At 52.4% G+C, this 17,808-nt stretch carries 21 protein-coding genes and 1 pseudogene; 15 read left to right on the forward strand and 7 right to left on the reverse strand.

The window, feature by feature from the left end:
• The first annotated feature begins 502 nt into the window (after positions 1–502).
• The 11 genes from J4E42_RS23755 to J4E42_RS23805 all read left to right on the forward strand — a co-directional run bounded on the left by J4E42_RS23755 (position 503) and on the right by J4E42_RS23805 (position 8,189).
• Positions 503–1,018 (forward strand): hypothetical protein, encoded by a 516-nt coding sequence (locus J4E42_RS23755; RefSeq protein ID WP_207286310.1) that lies wholly within the window; start codon positions 503–505, stop codon positions 1,016–1,018.
• Between the two features lie 546 nt (positions 1,019–1,564).
• Positions 1,565–2,200, forward strand: a complete 636-nt coding sequence (locus tag J4E42_RS23760; RefSeq protein WP_192225955.1) for a hypothetical protein — start codon at positions 1,565–1,567, stop codon at positions 2,198–2,200.
• A gap of 305 nt (positions 2,201–2,505) precedes the next feature.
• Positions 2,506–3,156, forward strand: a complete 651-nt coding sequence (locus J4E42_RS23765; protein ID WP_207286311.1) for a hypothetical protein — start codon at positions 2,506–2,508, stop codon at positions 3,154–3,156.
• A gap of 137 nt (positions 3,157–3,293) precedes the next feature.
• Positions 3,294–3,989 carry a transposase gene (locus tag J4E42_RS23770; protein WP_207286312.1) on the forward strand — a complete coding sequence of 232 codons (696 nt, stop codon included), beginning with the start codon at positions 3,294–3,296 and terminating at the stop codon, positions 3,987–3,989.
• Positions 3,990–4,213: 224 nt separating this feature from the next.
• On the forward strand, positions 4,214–4,483 hold the full coding sequence (locus J4E42_RS23775) for a hypothetical protein (RefSeq protein WP_192226564.1): 270 nt from the start codon (positions 4,214–4,216) through the stop codon (positions 4,481–4,483).
• A 176-nt stretch (positions 4,484–4,659) separates the two neighbouring features.
• Positions 4,660–5,022 carry a ribonuclease toxin immunity protein CdiI gene (gene cdiI, locus J4E42_RS23780; RefSeq protein WP_207286313.1) on the forward strand — a complete coding sequence of 121 codons (363 nt, stop codon included), beginning with the start codon at positions 4,660–4,662 and terminating at the stop codon, positions 5,020–5,022.
• Between the two features lie 225 nt (positions 5,023–5,247).
• Positions 5,248–5,532, forward strand: coding sequence for a hypothetical protein (locus J4E42_RS23785; RefSeq protein WP_192225961.1), 285 nt, complete (start codon positions 5,248–5,250; stop codon positions 5,530–5,532).
• 267 nt (positions 5,533–5,799) lie between these two features.
• Positions 5,800–6,207, forward strand: a complete 408-nt coding sequence (locus tag J4E42_RS23790) for a contact-dependent growth inhibition system immunity protein (protein WP_207286314.1) — start codon at positions 5,800–5,802, stop codon at positions 6,205–6,207.
• 341 nt (positions 6,208–6,548) lie between these two features.
• Positions 6,549–7,109: a hypothetical protein gene (locus tag J4E42_RS23795; protein WP_207286315.1), complete on the forward strand. Its 561-nt coding sequence runs from the start codon at positions 6,549–6,551 to the stop codon at positions 7,107–7,109.
• A 223-nt stretch (positions 7,110–7,332) separates the two neighbouring features.
• The gene (locus J4E42_RS23800; RefSeq protein WP_192225967.1) at positions 7,333–7,761 is read left to right on the forward strand and encodes an Sbal_3080 family lipoprotein; all 429 of its coding nucleotides are present in this window, start codon (positions 7,333–7,335) and stop codon (positions 7,759–7,761) included.
• A gap of 8 nt (positions 7,762–7,769) precedes the next feature.
• Complete coding sequence (locus J4E42_RS23805; protein ID WP_207286316.1) at positions 7,770–8,189, forward strand: DUF2846 domain-containing protein; 420 nt, start codon at positions 7,770–7,772, stop codon at positions 8,187–8,189.
• A gap of 144 nt (positions 8,190–8,333) precedes the next feature.
• Here the strand turns inward: J4E42_RS23805 and J4E42_RS23810 are convergent, their stop codons facing one another.
• A complete protein-coding gene (locus J4E42_RS23810) occupies positions 8,334–9,068 on the reverse strand; it encodes a thioredoxin family protein (protein WP_207286317.1) in 735 nt (244 codons plus the stop codon).
• A 177-nt stretch (positions 9,069–9,245) separates the two neighbouring features.
• Here J4E42_RS23810 and J4E42_RS23815 point away from each other — a divergent pair, with 177 nt between their 5' ends.
• Entirely contained in the window at positions 9,246–9,635 is a 390-nt protein-coding gene (locus tag J4E42_RS23815; RefSeq protein WP_192225974.1) for a transcriptional regulator, read from the forward strand.
• Positions 9,636–9,759: 124 nt separating this feature from the next.
• Here J4E42_RS23815 and J4E42_RS23820 read toward each other — a convergent pair whose 3' ends face one another.
• Complete coding sequence (locus tag J4E42_RS23820) at positions 9,760–10,629, reverse strand: DUF6279 family lipoprotein (protein WP_207286318.1); 870 nt, start codon at positions 10,627–10,629, stop codon at positions 9,760–9,762.
• Between the two features lie 276 nt (positions 10,630–10,905).
• Positions 10,906–11,094: a hypothetical protein gene (locus J4E42_RS23825; RefSeq protein ID WP_028621608.1), complete on the reverse strand. Its 189-nt coding sequence runs from the start codon at positions 11,092–11,094 to the stop codon at positions 10,906–10,908.
• Positions 11,095–11,445: 351 nt separating this feature from the next.
• Between J4E42_RS23825 and J4E42_RS23830 the strand changes: the two genes are divergently transcribed.
• The 3 genes from J4E42_RS23830 to J4E42_RS29540 all read left to right on the forward strand — a co-directional run bounded on the left by J4E42_RS23830 (position 11,446) and on the right by J4E42_RS29540 (position 13,692).
• Positions 11,446–12,282: a S1 RNA-binding domain-containing protein gene (locus J4E42_RS23830; RefSeq protein ID WP_008034266.1), complete on the forward strand. Its 837-nt coding sequence runs from the start codon at positions 11,446–11,448 to the stop codon at positions 12,280–12,282.
• Positions 12,283–12,447: 165 nt separating this feature from the next.
• The gene (locus J4E42_RS23835) at positions 12,448–13,380 is read left to right on the forward strand and encodes a DMT family transporter (protein ID WP_008040970.1); all 933 of its coding nucleotides are present in this window, start codon (positions 12,448–12,450) and stop codon (positions 13,378–13,380) included.
• A gap of 183 nt (positions 13,381–13,563) precedes the next feature.
• Complete coding sequence (locus J4E42_RS29540; RefSeq protein WP_007914492.1) at positions 13,564–13,692, forward strand: PA1414 family protein; 129 nt, start codon at positions 13,564–13,566, stop codon at positions 13,690–13,692.
• A 93-nt stretch (positions 13,693–13,785) separates the two neighbouring features.
• Here the strand turns inward: J4E42_RS29540 and J4E42_RS29545 are convergent.
• The 4 genes and pseudogenes from J4E42_RS29545 to J4E42_RS23850 form a co-directional block, all read right to left on the reverse strand.
• A pseudogene (locus J4E42_RS29545) lies at positions 13,786–13,875 on the reverse strand (acyl carrier protein); the annotation flags it as partial.
• 34 nt (positions 13,876–13,909) lie between these two features.
• A complete protein-coding gene (locus tag J4E42_RS23840; protein WP_207286319.1) occupies positions 13,910–14,635 on the reverse strand; it encodes an MBL fold metallo-hydrolase in 726 nt (241 codons plus the stop codon).
• A gap of 85 nt (positions 14,636–14,720) precedes the next feature.
• Entirely contained in the window at positions 14,721–16,100 is a 1,380-nt protein-coding gene (locus J4E42_RS23845; RefSeq protein ID WP_008034261.1) for a sodium:solute symporter, read from the reverse strand.
• Positions 16,101–16,288: 188 nt separating this feature from the next.
• Positions 16,289–17,800, reverse strand: a complete 1,512-nt coding sequence (locus J4E42_RS23850; RefSeq protein WP_008034259.1) for a cytosine permease — start codon at positions 17,798–17,800, stop codon at positions 16,289–16,291.
• Positions 17,801–17,808: the final 8 nt, after the last annotated feature.

Consider the following 17,808-nt stretch of genomic DNA (forward strand, 5'->3'; position numbering starts at 1 on the left):
ATGATGGTAAGTGTTAGCGGAATCCACAAAAGCGTTCAGTGAGGAGGAACAGAGTATTTGTTCGCAAGCAGCTGGGCGGCCTATCAATACGGTTGCTGATCTTACTGTTGCCTGAAGGGGATAACAGGGGCAGATCACATTTTTGTAATTAAGATAGGCTACATTCTCTAAGCATATTTTGATTGGCCGAAATGATAGGGGAATGTGGTCTGCCCCCATTTTTCTCATGGGCGTCCGCAGGGGGTATTGATTGACGGAGGCATTATGGCCGGTTTGTTGGAAATTGTGTTTGAAGATGTCGGCAAGGACCTAATCTTGCCATTGCTGGAGGCGATTATTTCTGACTCTGAGTCAATCGTTGGTGCCGGGTGTTCAGAGGGTTTTCCGGTTTGCGAGATAACGGGGACAGACCACATTTCCTCCGCGTTATCAACAATACTATGATACCCAAGGAAATCGTCTGAAATATGAGGGCGGTGAGTGGAAGGGGTGGAAGTGATCTATGAGAAATTTATTCCCTGATTTGTACTCTGACCTTGTTCCAGGTATGTCAGCAGCAGGATTCTCTTTAGGTGAATCGTTTTCCAATGTTAGCGAAAAAGTTGGGGCGGTTGAGTGGTACGGTCCGGAAGTACCTGTTCGTGACATTCTCCTTCAGAATAACTCTTGGGTCGGAATTAAGAGAAAGATCGGTTTTGGCAATGAGCTTTTATTTTCATATCGATTTATGAATGAGGTGGTCTCGCTGTACTTCGAAAATAGCGGAAGGCTTTATAGGATTGCCGTAGGTGAAGGGTATTGTGGAAAATTTAATAGTGTCAGCGTGGGGGATGATCTCCGGAGCTTAGAAAGGGAGTTTGATGTTTTGTTTAATGATGCGGATGATGACTTTCTTCTAAGAAAAAGTGGAAGCATATTGACAGGGATTAGTTTTGTTACAGACTACAGAGCTTCCTTGGAAGATGCGCCAGAACAAGTTATCAAGTTTATATCAATACATGACTGGTCCCTTCGATAAAAATAGTGGGCAGACCACGTTTTCATAAGCCCATAAAAATAAATAGGTGCAAAAGGGGTAGCAGGAGTTGCTGATGAGATACCTGCGACTTCAGCTATCGCCCGAGATGGGGTGCGAGAAGACTTAGCCACACAGGCGGGAATACCGCGTAATCTTGTGGACCAGCCCTCTAGTATTTTGGGGGAACGATAGACGATATTAAGCAATCGTTCATTATGGATGGCGCTACGGTTACATCTGGGATAACGGGGGATAACGGGGACAGACCACGTTTTTGTGATGCCATGGATAATTGGGATAGACCACATTTCTAAAGCATATTTTAATTGGCCGATATGAAATAAAATAGAAAGGAATTATATTTTTTCTTAGGTTGTCTAAGCTTTCGGATTGCCTTGTATGAAAAGACTCACCAAATGCCTCGCAGAGCACGTATCTTTATGCTGGGAGACCGAGCAAACATTCAGTTTTTCAGGTGGAAAACGTGGTCTTTCCCCATTTTCCCCGTCCACATATATTAGTCCCGTTAGAAAATAGAGGCTGATGATGGAACGTAAAATTTACGATCTGTTGAATAGCGTGCCGAATTATGCGGACTATGCGGTTGATGCCGGAGACCTTGATTTGGAAGATGTTCCCGAGGAAAGAATCAATGCTGTAAGGGACTTGTTGTCTCATACGGATGACGACACGGAACGCTTTTTGGCTGCCAAGTTGCTGACCAGTTGGGGAGTGCATGAAGGTCTGCTTGCACTGGAACAGTGCATGGATAATTACAAAAATATTGAAGACTCCTACCCTCACCGATTACGTGGGTATGATGATACTTATCATCAAGTACTGATGACCGTTATCAGGTATTTTTCGAACTCGGCTGACAGTGGTCGTGCGCAAGAGGCAAGAGCTCAAGTTTATGCTCTATTGTCCAAGATAATAATGTTGTCTGGTCACATGCCGTTTGAAATAGCCAATGTTTTTGACTTTGTTGAACGAGAACAGTTTTTTGAATACGTGCCTCTTATAAAACAGCATCTTGTTTCGATAATTGATAATCCTGCGATGCATAGCTGGAAAATTACTGATGCTATTGATTTTTTGCTGAAAGTGGATGAGCCGTTTGTGCTGTCACTCCTGAAGGAGAAAGGTAAAGCTGTCGATGACTTCAAAGGGAGGTTTGACTGATATATTAAGGGGTATTAAGGGGTATTAAGGGGTAACGGGGACAGACCACGTTTTCTGTATAGAAAACGTGGTCTGTCCCCATTTTCCCTTCTAGGTTCTTGAGCAGCCGTGAAATCGCGGCCGAGTTGCAATCAAGGGTAGATGCGGCACGGGAGAAATACACGAACAACCCATCCACGAAAAATGAGACTTCATTGACGAGGGCAGAGGCAGAATTGCGGAACGCCACGCGTGATGGAGAGTGCTTGATCAAGGGTTGTGTCCCGGCCGACTATATTAAATTTATCGATAAATAGGTATTTATCATGGATCGGAAAACAAACGACCTGCTTAATGGTATTCCGGAACATGCAGATTATGCTGCTGATGCAGGAGACTTGGACCCGGAGGATATTCCGCAGGAAAGAATGGATGCTGTGATGGGTTTGCTTCTTCACGCAGATAATGATGTGGTGCGCTTCCTAGCTGCGAAATTATTGACCAGTTGGGGGGGCCATGAAGGCCTGATTGCCTTGGAGAAGAGCATGGAAAGACCTGAAATTATCGAAGGCATCTATTCTCATAGGCTGCATGGATACGATGATACTTATCGTCAGATACTTATGGCAGTGACCATGTATTTTGCCAATATGGCTGACAGGGGGGAAAGAGAGGTGGCGAGAACCCAAGTCTACTCACCCTTGTCGAAAATAATAGCGTTGGCGGGAAGTAAACCTTTTGAAATAACCGATGCTTTTGCTTTCGTGAAGCGAGAAAGATATCTGGAGTATGTACCTCCTATTGAACAGCATCTTGTTTCAATAATTGATCATCCAGAAATACATCGTTGGAAGATTTATGATGCTATCGAATTGTTGATGGATTTTGATCCTGAGTTTGTCATGTCTCTGTTGAAAGAAAAAAACAAGACGATTGATGATTTCAAAAGGGTAACGGGGACAGACACGTTTTTGTGATGCCATGGATAATTGGGATAGACGACATTTTCTAAAGCATATTTTGATTGGCCGAAATGATAGGAAATAGAAAGAAATTATGCTTTTTCTTAAGTTGACTAAGCTTTCAATTTGACTGGTATGAAAGGACTCACCATATGCCTCGCAGAGCACGTATCTTGATGCCGGGTGTACCCTTGCATCTAATTCAACGAGGAAATAATCGATCGGTTTGTTTCTTCTCAGAGGAGGACTATCTTTTTTATATAGAGCTGCTGGCTGAGCAAGCCAATAAAAATGTGTGTGAAGTTCATGCGTGGTGTTTGATGAGTAATCATGTCCATTTATTGATTAGTCCTCAAGAGCAAAGTGGTGCCAGTTTGCTTATGAAGGGTGTAGGGCAACGATATGTGCAGTACGTGAATCGTACATATGGACGTAGTGGGACTTTATGGGAGGGGCGCTTTCGTTCAAGCCTTGTTCAAAGTGATCGCTATGTTTTGGCCTGCTATCGTTATATTGAAATGAATCCTGTTCGAGCAAAAATGGTAGCGCATCCTGGGGAATATCGTTGGTCGAGTTATCGCAATAACGCACAATCAGAGTTTTCGTATTTCATTACCCCGCATGCTCAGTACCTGTCGCTTGGTGGAGCGAATATATCGACCACAGATGCCTATAGAGAGCTTTTTAGAAACGAGTTGGAGACAGGGTTGGTTAACCAGATTCGGGCTGCCACCAATGGTAACTATGCGCTTGGTGGCTCGCGATTTGCTGCTGAAATTGAAGCTATGATAGGACGGCGAGCCCAGCGAGGACGCCCGGGGAGACCGAGCAAACCTTCAATTTTTTAATGGAAAACGTGGTCTGTCCCCGTTTTTCCCAAAAGCATTCGGTGAAGAAGGACAAAGTATTTATTCACCAGCAGCTGTGTGGGGTAACGTGGTCTGTCCCCATTTCCCCTTTGCCAATGGAATGTTAAAAGACAATGCTGCTTTGAATACCTGGACAGGCCAAATATCCCAGAAATACGGATGCAGGAAGGTCGAAAAAATTGACACCATTGGTGAAATTACCTATGTCACTTTCGGAAAATAGAAATTTGTTAGCGAAAATACTGGATCGGAAGTCGCCAAGCATCGTGTTGAATATGATGCTGGAGGTCGGCCATGATTTAGATAAATACGCTTTAGCAGATATCTTTTTGGAAGAGTTTGATCGTCTGGATAGCAGAATTCTTCCTGTAATATGGAAGTGGAAGAGTGCCAAATCTATTAGAGGTATATCGGATCAAGAATTTGATGAGACGGTGCTGTTGCTGATGAGGTCTGCGGGTTACATGGTGTAAATAATAAGGGGGCTTAGGTTTTCCCTAAAATTCATTGTTGTAAAAGCAACAGGCGTAGTTGGCGAGACCGCAGGGTCGATAGTACGATGCTACAATCGGGGGGCTTTCAGGGTGTATTTAGATAAGGCTGCTGGGGCTGTGAGCAACTTCCACCCTAAATAAGGTAGTGTGTTTATATGAGAGAGTTGTTCGGTCAGCCATATAATGAGTCAGACCCTTATTGGGTTGTTAAAGGGTATTTCGACAGAATGTATGATGGTGGTTATTTCATTGAGGCGGTTGGCTATATTGTGAAAAGGTGGGGGTTCAGTACGGATGGTGCGTACTGTAACTTTCCTGATGAAAATAGCCCGTTCGATGAAGAACACTTCGAAGGGGTTGAGTTTGCTTATGGCTATCCCCCTAGGGATGAAGACACAGTTGTTGTGAACGAAGCGGTTTGCTCTAAATGTATTCGGTTGGCTTGCGAAAAATATCTTCAATGTCATCCCGAAGATACCGCGAAAGTAAAAGAGCTTTTGAATAGCCTCGCTTTCTAATTCTGCATGAAAATATCCCCGGCACTGCCGGGGATTTTCATAAGTTTTACTCCGTCGCAATCACCAAACACTCTTTCATAGATAACGAGGACAGACCACTTTTTTTGTGATGCCATGGAAGATTGGGATAGACCATATTTTCTAAAGCATATTTTGATTGGCCGAAATGATAGGGGAAACGTGGTATGGCCCCTTTTTTCTATAATGGTTTAGGGATGTAGACGTATGAATGTTTCTGAGTCGTGCTCTGAGTCAAATCGGTTCATGTTTTTTGAGGGTTATGAGGAAGAGCGGTTTGAAGAGTTTGTTGATGTTGTACTTAGAGCTCTAAATTCTAAAGTGGAAAGTCGTGAGTCTGGCCCGTATTCAGTGTTGGTTATTGTTTGTTATGCGGGGCATAAGTTGGTTTTGACGAGCGGGTCATTTGAAGGATGTTTCATTTCCATGGAGAAAAATGTGGATGGGGGAGTGGTAAAGAAAATAACTGAGGCTTTTAAAGTCACAGGTTAGGTAAAAAGCCAACAGAAACAGCAACTGCAACTGCTTAGTATTGCTTATGAATCAAGGTTTATTATCTAAAGAGGTTTTAATGGGGGCTATGGTGGTGCGTGTTTAGGAGTATTTAGTCAGCGGTCGATCACGTTATATCTGGACGATGAACCCAGATAGGATGCCCGGGGAGATCGAGAAAACATTCAGTTTTTCAGGTGGTAAACGTGGTTTGTTCCCATTTTCTCCGATTAAACTAATTGAAGATGAAATTTCTGGGATTGGTATATGAAAAAGACATTTCGGTCAGTAGCGAAAGAAAATAATAGCTCGTGGCAACCCGAGGCTGAAATGTCATCCTTGACTCAATGGTATCTTTCCATTCGCGATATACCTCTTGAAGATCTTCCGATGGAGGACCTATGTCGTGCAGTGAGGCAAGAATTATTTATATCTGACTTATTACCAATAGTGGTTTCTACTCTAGAGAAAGATTTGCTGTCGGGCTTCATAGATGATGGTGAGTTGCTGGGGGCGGTATCGCGGCTATCGCCACATTATTGGAGTGGGAATATTGTTCTCGCCAAAAAAATGATGTCTCTATTGTTAGAGGGTGAAGATGATTTGGCGGTGGATCCTAATGCGGTTAAATCTGCAAGTGTCCTTGATGGTAAGTTGCTGGATATTATTAATTAGTGGGGATGACGGGGGCGGACTACGTTGTCTGAGGCATATTTTGATTGGTCGAAATGATAGGAAATATAAGGGAGTTATATTTTTCTTGGGTTGACTAAGCATTCGGTTTGACTTGTATGAAAGGACTCACTGTATGTCTCGCAAAGCACGTATCTTGATGCCGGGAGACTGAGTAAACTCTCAGTTTTTAGGTGGAAAACGTGGTATAGCCTCATTTTCCTCCCATTTTTCCCTGCAAAATCTCCCCGCTGCGTTCAGTGGTTCAGCGTTTAGAACGTGCCACTTGGTGTAAGTCATCTTATCAGTCAAAAAATACGCGTTTATAAGGAAATCTATACGTCGTGAAGAAAATTACACTGCTACCACTGACCCTGGCTGTCGCATTGACCGGCTGCCATTCCAACGTCAGGGACTCGTCCCCCAGCCTGCTGAAAGACGGCATTCAACTGCGCCAGAACACGGTGACCGTCGATGCACAGCACGCCAAGGTCATCATGAAAGCTACAGGCAGCACCCATCCCGTACAGTTTTCAGTCAAGCGTGCCGCCGATCCTGACCAGCGTATGGAGTTGCTTGGAACTGTAGTGGATTCGGGCCAGGGCAAGGTGTTCGGCTGGATCGCCAAACTCAGCGAAGTGGCCAACAGTGCCACGGTTAAACGCTTCCCGCAGTTGGAAGCACAGGCCGATGCCGATAAGGCGTTTCAGGTGTCGGGATATTCGAATAGCAGGGTGGCAGGCGGCTTGTATAGCTGCGGTCCGCTGCAAAGTTCCTTTGTCCCGGAAAGAGCCAAGGTTTACCTGGTTGAGTTCCAGTTTATTGGCTCCGATTGCGAACAGCATGTTTACGATGTCACCCAGCCTGATCAGCGTATTCCCGTGGCGAGCGTACCTGCGGTGTGAAAGGGATTCATCTATTGCTCACGCGATAAAAAACGGGCGACCCAAAAGGTCGCCCGTTTTCATTGGCGGCGCAATTTTTGCTGAGAACAGTGTCGTTCTCGTGGGACCTAAATGCGAGCTTCCCGCGATCTGCTCCGCGTCAAACGACGTAAATTGACCCCGAAATTCTGCTGATCCAGTATGCGCCATTATTGCGCCATCATTCTGGATTCAGGGACCGAATATGCTGTCCAGAGCCATCACGGCAAGCCTTCTACTGGTATTGGCCGGTTGTACCAACATCAAAGTCGAGCCGGTCGCTCCTCAATATAAAATCTCCCAACTCTGCATCGAAGAGAACCCGAAAGTGGTGGTGGGCGATTTCGTCGATGGCCTGCAGACGCTGTTGCGCAAGCACAACATCGACAGTCGGCTTTACGCGACGCCCATTCCGGACAGCTGTGAGTATCGTCTGACTTACACCGCCATTCGTTCCTGGGACTTTTCCCCGTACTTGTCCGATGCCAATGTCCGGCTCTTCAAGGGCGATCAGCAGATCGGTTTCGGGCAATACCACCTGACGGGCGAGGGCGGTTTTGATCCGTCCAAAGTGGCGTCGGTCGAGGAAAAGATGGGGCCGGTGATCAACCAGTTACTGGGGCAAAACAAATGAGCGCAGTAATGAAAAGTATTCCGGCGTTGTTGCTCATGCTGTTGTTGGCCGGCTGCGGTCACACTAGCTCCAGCCAGCCTTATTTCGAGCCACCGGCGCCACCTCAGGGCAAGGCGTTGGTTTACATGATGCGGACCCAGGTCATTCAAGGCAGCTTTTATGACAGCGTGTTCAGCATCAATGACAGTGCGGTGGTGGGGCTTAATGACAAGACCTATTCCTGGGTGTTGGTGAGTCCGGGCCTGCACAAGGTATCGGCCGGGCCGCGTCCGCATCCCCGAAACGTATTTCTGACCCTCTCGGTCGAGCCAGGTAAAGAGTACTTCGTTGAATACACGCAGGAGTACGCGGCGGAGATGGTGCGGGTGCGGGATGCCAAGGACGGGAAAGCCATGGTGAAGGGGTATTCGTATAAACCGGTGAAGTAGCCGAAAGCGGTGTGTCAGTTGCATCGGCGTTGATTGTAAGTGAGTCATCGCGAGCAAGCTTGCTCCTACAGGAATTGCGGTGTTCACGGACATTGTGTCCGGTCCTGACCGCTGAGGGAGCAAGCTGGTTCGCGAAGGTGTGGTCTACCCCCCATGGCAGCAGCTCGAATTCACCTTGTCTTCATACCTGTCGTGATGCCTTACCCATTCCATGATCTGCTCTTCGTTGCGCCCCTTGGGCGTCAGGTCGAGGTAGTTATAGGCGCCGACCAGCATATCCAGGCCACGGGCATAAGTTGAATAGGTGTGAAAAATCTCGCCTGCTTCGTTGCGATAAAACACGCTAAGGCCTGGGAGTTCTTCTTCGGCGCCGTCAGTTTTTTCGTAGTTGTAGGTGGCCTTTCCAGCAGCAACATCTTCAGCTCGGGCCGAGACGCCAAAGTCATAGTTAAAGTCGCAACCTTCTGACGACACCCAATCGAATTTCCAGCCCATGCGTTGCTTGAACGCCTGGAATTCGGCGAAGGGGGCGTGGGAAACCGCCACCACCGCCACGTCGTGATGCGCCAGGTGCTGGTTGGCGCCGTCGATGTGGTCGGACAGGAATGAGCAACCGGGGCAGCCTTCGTCCCAACCGTCGGCAAACATGAAGTGGTAGATGACCAGTTGGCTGCGACCGCCGAACAGGTCGGCCAGCTTCAATTCACCATTGGGGCCCTGGAAGTGATAGTCCTTGTCGATTTTCACCCAGGGCAGGGCGCGGCGTTCGGCGCTGAGTTTGTCCCGTTCCCGGGTGAAGGCTTTTTCGTGGGCCAGGTGTTGTTTGCGGGCGGCGAGCCATTCTTCTCGCGACACGACCGGATGGTTCTGAACGTTCATCGGGTTTTCTCCTGCGCAATGCTGGGCGGTGACTGACACAACCTTGTCGTTTGACCTATGCCAAATTCGACATACCGCCGGTCAGCGCCGTTAAAGAACTGCGCTGAACGGCGGCGAGCACTGTCGGTCACAAGCTATGAAGGCCATCACACTCACGGGTTTTGGAGGTTGGACAGGATGACGACTTATAACTGGGATTTGATTGAACGCCTGCTGCACGAAGTGCAGAACGCAGCACCCAGCTTCACGCCACGGCCCTATGCCGAGCAGTACGCGGCGGAGAAAGCCATGGAGGGCGAAGAGACTGAGAACCTGGATCACCTGAAAGCGGTGGCCGGCGAGTATGAAAAGTTACTGTTGGCGCGTGGCTACATCGAGCCTCGACCTGAAGAGCAGGGTGGAACCGGTTCGAATTACAGGCTGACGATGCGGGGTTCGAGGTTGTTGAGCCTGATCGACAGCAGCATTCCGGGCAATGATCATCCGCGGCAGGTGCTGGATGAGCAGGACGATGCGCTGGATGAGGTGACGTTTGATGAGGTGGCGTCCCACGCGCAGATTGCCTGAAGAACTTCGATTACCAATGTGGGAGCGAGCCTGCTCGCGATGGCGGTGTGTCAGTCGACATCGATGTTGTCTGAAACACCGCCATCGCGAGCAGGCTCGCTCCCACATTGTTTTTGTGTTGTTCTTAGCTCTGTTGTGCTGCCTTAAGGCACTTCAAGTCGTTGAAGTCTTTGCGCACTCCTTCGATTTTTTTCAGCAGCCGCTGGCGTTGAGCCGGTGTGCTTTCGGCCATCAAATCCACAAACAGGCTTCGTGCTTGTGCTTCGGTGTTGGCGTAGGCCTTGCGGTAATCGGCTGTCCATAAGCTCTCGCGATTCACCAGAAGCGTCTCGATGCGCCGTGGGAATCCAGGACTCTGGCGTTGCGCAACCGCCGCGCTGAACTGTTTCTGCCAATGTACGCGGTTGGCAATCCATTGCGTGTTCTGGTCGCCCAACGCATTTGACCAGGCAACGACCCGTTGTTGTTGGGGCTGGCTCAGCGGTCCGATCCAGCCATCCAGACGTTTTTCCATGCGCTCGCTACGCTCCTTGATCTGTTGAACGAGCGATGGTTTTACGTAGTCCTGCTGGCGTTTGCGCTGGTCCTTGGCAAAGGCTTCGTTCATTTCCGCGACTTGTTTGTCGTCCAGCCCCTGCAACAGCTCGATGGCTGACGGGGTGATTTCCCGGGCGGTCTGGGCGATGGCTTGTTTGGCTTCCTGGGTGCGGGTTTGCAGCGCGGCGTCGGTGACCTGATTGGTTTCGACCATTACCTGCAAACGGTCCAGCCAGTCGAGATAGCCTGGCAGTTGCGTGGTGCAGTGCCAGCTCAGGTGTTCCTTGAGGCGCTCGTTGAACCAGCCTTTTTGCTCGCCGTTCATGTCCAGGTAATCGCTGAGCGTCCACGGGATGATCACGTCGAGGTTGCGATAGGCCAGGCCCATGCGGCTGCAGGCACCAAGGGCAAGGCTGAGGGTGATGACGACGGCGAGACACTTCAACCAGCGCGACATGGGCGAGTCCTTGCGAAAGCGTAGGTTCTCATGTGATCGCAGGATGAGCCTGCCAGTTCAGCCAATCAATAAAACGCGCATTCAGCCTTGAAGGTGGCCAGGCCATCGCACTGACTGTTGTGCCCGGAATAGGCGGAGCTACCGGCGAATGCTCGGCATCGAGGGCCGTTCGTCGATTTTTGAAATATTGATGGGGTTTGGCGGGGTGTTGCGGGGGAGGGTTCCAGTCCAAGCGCTTCGAAGCTCAAAGCGCTTAGGGACCAGGTAACGCGGGTGTTATTTTTTGCCCAAGGTAATCTGCTTGGACGGGCCGAACGTCTGGCCGCTGACGCCTTTGGCAATTTGCTGGATCTCGCCGCCGGATTTGAGGAACGCAGCAATCTGATTGTTGATCGATTCGCTGGTTTCAACGGCTGGAGCTGGCTTTGCTTTGCTGGTGGATGCTTTTACGCGCATGGCGGCCATTAACCTGTAGAAAATTAACTTGGCCACGCATCGTACAGGAAATACTTGACAATTGCTTGGCAAATATCCCCCTGAAATACACATCACAAAAGCGCCATTAATCGCAAGTTATTATTCGAGTTATGTCCCTAAGCTGCTGTTTTAAATAAGAACATCGTTGGGGAAGAATGGATTTTTGCCTGGCTGGAAGGGAGATGAATCGACAGGTTGGCCTGACGAGCGGCCAGACCCGCCTGTCAAACCCCAGGAAAATTAAGGCCCCCAGAGGATTTTCTCGCGCCACCGGGCCGGGCGCCGAACGCGGCCTGCAAAAACGGGTAGAATGCCGCCCACGCAATGAGGGTATTGGAAATGGCTTTAGTCGGGCGTTACAACAGTTTGCAAGTGGTTAAACACACTAACTTCGGTTTATATCTGGACGGTGGTGCGGACGGCGAAATCCTTCTGCCTAATCGTTATATTCCCAAAGATATTCCCAGCGAAGATGAAGACTGGCTCAACGTTTTTATTTATCTGGACAGCGATGACAAACTCATCGCAACTACCGAAAAGCCGAAAGTTCAGGTCGGTGAATTCGCCAGTTTGAAAGTCGTTGAAGTCAACAGCATCGGTGTCTTCCTGGATTGGGGCTTGCCGAAGGATCTGTTGCTGCCGTTTTCCGAAGAAAAGCGTCAGATGACCGCGGGCGAGTACGTCGTGGTGCATGTCTACCTCGACAAGCACACCCGTCGCATCACCGCGACCGCGCGTCTGGACCGTTACCTGGACAAGACCCCGGCCAACTACACCCCTGGCCAGGAAGTTGATCTGCTGGTTGCCGAAGCCACCGATATGGGCTTCAAGGCAATCATCAACAACAAGCACTGGGGCTTGATCCACAAGAACGAAATCTTCAAGTTCATGCGCGCCGGTAAAGAAGAGAAGGGCTTTATCAAAGAAGTCCGTGCCGACGGCAAGATCAGCCTGAGCCTGCAACCGGTGGGTGAAGAAGCCGCCACCAGCCTGAACTCGAAGATCCTCGCCAAGTTGCGCGACAACAACGGCGCGCTGCCGGTGAGCGACAAGAGCGATCCGGCGGTGATCACCAGCATGTTCGGTGTCAGCAAGGGCAACTTCAAGAAGGCCATCGGCGCGTTGTACAAGAATGGCCAGATCGTCATTCATGCCGATCGCATTGAACTGAAGTGACGTCGCGCAAGATGGCGTCCGTGGTGACTTGAAGGTCTCCCACAGGCTACTTTTTCTGGCCATCTGGTTAATAATCGACAGCATAAATATTTGCCCCGACCTTGAGTCGGGGCTTTGCTTTCTACTGTGAGTCACTGCCATGGATTGTATTGTCGAGGTGTTCCGGTGAGCGCCACCCGGCGTAGCGCCGATGGGTTTGCCCTGCAAGTGATGGTCGGGTTGTGCCTGATCTGGGGCGTACAGCAAGTCATGATCAAGTGGGCGGCGCCGGACATCGCGCCAGTCATGCAGGCGGCCGGTCGGTCAGGCATTTCTGCGTTGCTTGTAGGATTGCTGATCTGCTGGAAGGGCGGTTGGGATCAGGTCAGCCATACGTGGCGCGGCGGACTACTGGCCGGCGCGCTGTTTGGACTGGAATTTTTCTTCATTTCCGAAGGCTTGCAGCTGACCACGGCCGCACACATGTCGGTGTTCCTTTACACCGCGCCAATCTTCACCGCGTTGGGCGTGCACTGGCTGTTGCCGAGTGAGCGTTTAAGACCGGTGCAATGGTTGGGGATTTTTCTGGCGTTTGTCGGGATTGCCATCGCGTTTGCCGGTGGGGTGTCCTGGGACAACCTCGATCACCGCATGTTGATGGGCGATGCACTGGGCGTATTGGCCGGTGCCTCCTGGGGGGCGACCACGGTCGTGGTGCGGGCCTCGCGCCTGTCGGAAGCGCCGGTGACGCTCACGTTGTTCTATCAGTTGATTGTCGGTTTCGTCGGCCTGCTGCTGATCGCGATGCTCAGCGGCCAGGTTACCCACGTCAGTCTGACCACCGTGGCCGTGGCCAGCGTGCTGTTCCAGGGGCTGGTGGTCTCGTTTTTCAGCTACCTGACGTGGTTCTGGCTGTTGCGCCGGTATCTGGCGGCGAACCTCGCGGTGTTTTCGTTCATGACGCCGTTGTTCGGTGTCACGTTCGGTGTGGTGTTGCTGGGTGAGGCGCTGAGTCTCAACTTTGTCATCGGTGCCGTGCTGGTGCTGCTCGGCATTACGTTTGTCAGCGCTGAGCAGTGGGTGCGCCGTCGTTTGCGCAAAGCCCTTGGCCAGCAGTGACCGGTCTACCCAGGGTGTCGATTCAGGCCCAGGCGATTGCCTGAGCTAATGGTCAGGTATTTTGATCAATTCAGTAACAGATCATTGCGGATTTTGCCGAGCATTTCGTAGGACTTCGGACTATTATCAGTGCGAAGGGGCTACAGAATTTCAGCCGCTCGGCACTACCCTGAAGGGGGCACCATGAAAGAGAAAATTCAAAACTGGCTGCATGACCTGGGTGTCGCACTCGGTTTGATCGAACCGCCTCTGCAACCTGTGCCTATTCGCACTGACGATGAACAGCGTCGACGCCAGCAGCGTCGTCGGTAACGTCAAGGTCTGGAACACCGCAGCCGTGTTGTAGCAGCTGTCGACGGCTGCATTCGGCTGCGTAGCAGGTGTAAATTCAAAAAACGGGCGAAATCAGTGTCGCCCGATCTCCATCAAAAACCGACTCAGATCATTCGCCGTCCTGGCGATTTTGAGCATCCGCTCTTCTTCGGCGCTAAATGCCTGTTGTTTTCCCTGGTGTCGAGTACAGCAGGCGTCAGCCGTGCGAGCGCTGCCACTCATCAATCATCGTGCGCAGATGTTCCCCGGAAAAACTGCCGAAATGCCCGCCATGCACGGTGCGGATCGGCAACTCACGCAAGCGTTGCAGGCTGCGCGCGTAGTCGTTGAGGTTGGAATGGTAAGCGTCTTCAATCAGCGGCCCGTCGTAGATGATGTCGCCGCTGAACAGGGTTTCGGTCGCCGCTTCATACAGGCTGATGCCACCCGGTGAGTGTCCCGGCGTGTGTAGCACCTGCAATACGCGATTGCCCAGATCCAGCACGTCACCTTCCTCGATCATTCCCGTGGCCGGCGCGGCTTTGACCCGGTACTCGGCGTAGCACAGCGGGCAATCGGGATGCGCCTCGAACATATCGTCGCCGACAAATGCCCGGCTCAAATCGTTTTCGCCGTCAGGTGCCGCCAGGATATCGGCCTCGGCGGGATGCACCAGGCGTTCGGCAAATTCGTGATGGCCGGCGATGTGGTCGAAATGGCAGTGACTGGCCACCGCCACCAATGGCCGTTCGGTGATCCACGGCAGTTGCTCGCGCAGGCTCACCAAACCGGAGCCGCTGTCCAGCAGCAGGTCCTTGTCGCGGCCCTGAATGTGCCAGAGGTTGCAGCGGTAGAAGGGACGGATGTAAGGCTCGTGAATCAGACGGATGCCGTCGCTGAGTTGCTTGACCTCGAACCACTGATCGCGAGAAACAATCTTCATCAAAGGTTTTCTCCAGGCGAAAAAAAACGGGTGTGGCAACCGACGCCACACCCGTCGAAGAAAGCATCAAGTCGTTATAGAAAGCTTAGATGGCGTTCGCCACCGCAGCCGGGCGGCGAGACATCAGGCTCACCACAATGAAGCTCACCAGACCTGCGAGCAGGCTGTAGTAGATCGGGGTGTTGGCATCCAGACCGTCCTTGACCATGAACAGCAGCGCAGTGGCGAAGCCCAGGCCCATGCTGGCGATGGCGCCGGCGGTAGTGGCGCGTTTCCAGAAAATCGCACCCATCAGCGGGATCAGCATGCCGCCGACCAACAGGTTGTAGGCCAGGGTCAGGGCGCTGATCACATCGTTCACCACCAGGGCGATACCCAGCACGACAATACCGGTCAGCAGCGTCACCAGGCGGTTCAGGCTCAGGCTCGACTGTTTACCGCCACGCAGTTTAGGTAGCAGGTCTTCGCTCAGAGTAGTGGCGGCAGCCAACAGGCCTGCGCTGGCGGTGGACATCATGGCGGCCAGTGCAGCGGCGATGACCAGGCCACGGATACCGTCCGGCAGCGACAGTTTGACGATGGCGGCGAATGCGTTGTTGACGTTGTCCAGATCCGGGATCAGTACGTGAGCGGCCATGCCGATCAGGGCGCACGCCAGACCGTAGATGATGCAGTAGAGGCCTGCGGCAGTACCGGCGTATTGCGCGACCTTGGCGGTCTTGACGGTGAACACCCGTTGCCAGATGTCCTGACCGATCAGGATGCCGAAGAAGTAGATCACGAAGTAGGTGATGATGGTGTCCCAGCCGATGGTGGTGAAGCTGAAGCTCGCCTCCGGCAGTTTGGCCACCAACTGGTCCCAGCCGCCGACGCGGTACAGGCAGATTGGCAACAGGATGAACATCAGGCCCACCGTCTTGATGACGAACTGAACGATGTCGGTCAGGGTCAGGGACCACATGCCGCCGATCGCCGAGTAAATCACCACCACGCCACCGCCGACCAATACCGACAGCCAGAACGGCAGGTCGAACAGCACTTGCAGCACGGTGCCGATGGCCAGGATCGAAACCACGCCGATCATCAGTGCATACGCCAGCATGATCACCGCGCTCGCGGAGCGGGCCATCGGGTTGTAGCGTTTTTCCAGCACCTGGGTAACGGTGTAGATTTTCAGTTTCAGCAGCGGTTTGGCGAGGAACAGGTTCAGCGCCACGATCCCGCAACCGAGAGCCGCGCAGAGCCAGAAACCGGAAATGCCATGGACGTAGCCCAGGCGTACGGTGCCGACGGTAGATGCGCCGCCCAGAACGGTAGCGGCCATGGTGCCCATGTACAGGCTCGGACCGAGGTTACGACCGGCGACCAAAAAGTCTTCGTTGGTCTTGGCCTTGCGCATGCCGTAGTAGCCGAGTATCAGCATCGCGGCGGCGTAGATGAGTACGACGAATAAATCCAATGCCATGATGGCGTGTCTCCGATTGTCTTTTTTATGGTGAGGCGAAAATCAATCCCTGTGGAAAAACCATCTCTGTAGGAGCGAGGCTTGCCCGCGAAAGGAGCGCCGCGGACAGTCAGGCAGACCGCGTCATCGTTCTTCGCGGGCAAGCCTCGCTCCTACAGGTCATCCCTAACCACAGGTAATGCGTTTAATCAGGCGGCTTGTCGCAACGCCGGTTTACCGAGCGAATCCGTGCTCTTGCTGCGTGGATCATTCGGGCCGAACACCGCAGCCGATTCCGGGAACAGGCTCAGCAGCGCCAGGTACACCAGCGAGGCCAGGCCGAGGGTTACCGGCAGGCTGATGTCGATGCCATCCGCCAGGTTCCCCAGTACACCCACGAATTGCCCCGGCAGGTTCACAAAGCACAAACCGACCAATGCACTCGGGATCCAGGCACCCAGCCCACGCCAGTTCCAGCCGTGGGTGAACCAGTAACGACCGCCTTTCTCGCCGCGGGTGAACACTTGCAGGTCATCCGGGCAATAGAAGCCGCGGCGTACCAGCAGGCCGATGATCATGATCACCATCCACGGAGTGGTGCAGGTGATGATCAGCACGGCGAAGGTCGACACGCTCTGTACCAGGTTCGCTGCAAAGCGACCGATGAAGATGAAGGCAATCGACATCACACCGATCAGCAACGTGGCCTTGACCCGCGACAGCACACGCGGGAACACGCTGGACATGTCCAGCCCGGTGCCATACAGCGAGGTGGTGCCGGTGGACATGCCGCCGATCACCGCAATCAGGCACACCGGCAGGAAGAACCAGCTCGGCGAGACGGCCAGCAGGCCGCCGACGTAGTTGTTCGCGGCGATGTAGTCCGGCGCCTTGATCGCTACGATAGTGGCGGTGGCGAGGCCGAACAGGAACGGGATGAACGTTGCGATCTGCGAGATCACCACCGCGGCCATGATCCGGCGCTTGGAGGTTTCACGCGGGATGTAACGCGACCAGTCGCCGAGGAACGCGCCGAAGGAAATCGGGTTGCTCATCGCCACCAGCGCAGCGCCGATGAAGGCAGCCCAGAAACCCGGTTGGCCCATGCTCACGGTACCGGCGTAGTTCACATCGAAAGGACCGGCGAAAGCGAAGATGCCCAGCAGGAACAACAGGCTGGCGCTCCACACCGCGATCTTGTTGACCCACAGCAGGAAACGGAAGCCGTAGATGCAAACCGTCAGTACCAGGATCGCGAACAGACCGTAGGCCAGGCCCAGGGTCAGGTCGGTTTCCGGCAGGCCGATCAGGCGTTTCGCCCCACCGATCAGCGCATCACCCGAACTCCACACCGAGAGCGAGAAGAAGGCGATAGCGGTCAACAACGACAGGAACGAGCCGACGATCCGCCCGTGCACGCCGAAGTGCGCACCGGAAGACACGGCGTTGTTGGTGCCATTGATCGGGCCGAACAGGCCCATCGGCGCGAGGATCAGCGAACCCAGCAACACGCCCAGCACAATCGCCCAGACGCCCGCCTGGAATGACAGGCCGAACAGCACCGGGAAACTGCCGAGCACGGCGGTGGCAAAGGTATTGGAACCGCCGAAGATCATCCGGAACAAGTCCGTCGGGCCTGCGGTGCGTTCGTTGTCCGGGATCTGTTCGACCCCGTAGGTTTCAATGTGCGTAAGGCTTTGGTCGTTGTTGTTGTTATTCATGATCTGCT

Source organism: Pseudomonas sp. FW300-N2A2, assembly GCF_017351735.1.
In the GTDB taxonomy this organism is placed as follows: Bacteria; Pseudomonadota; Gammaproteobacteria; order Pseudomonadales; family Pseudomonadaceae; genus Aquipseudomonas; species Aquipseudomonas migulae.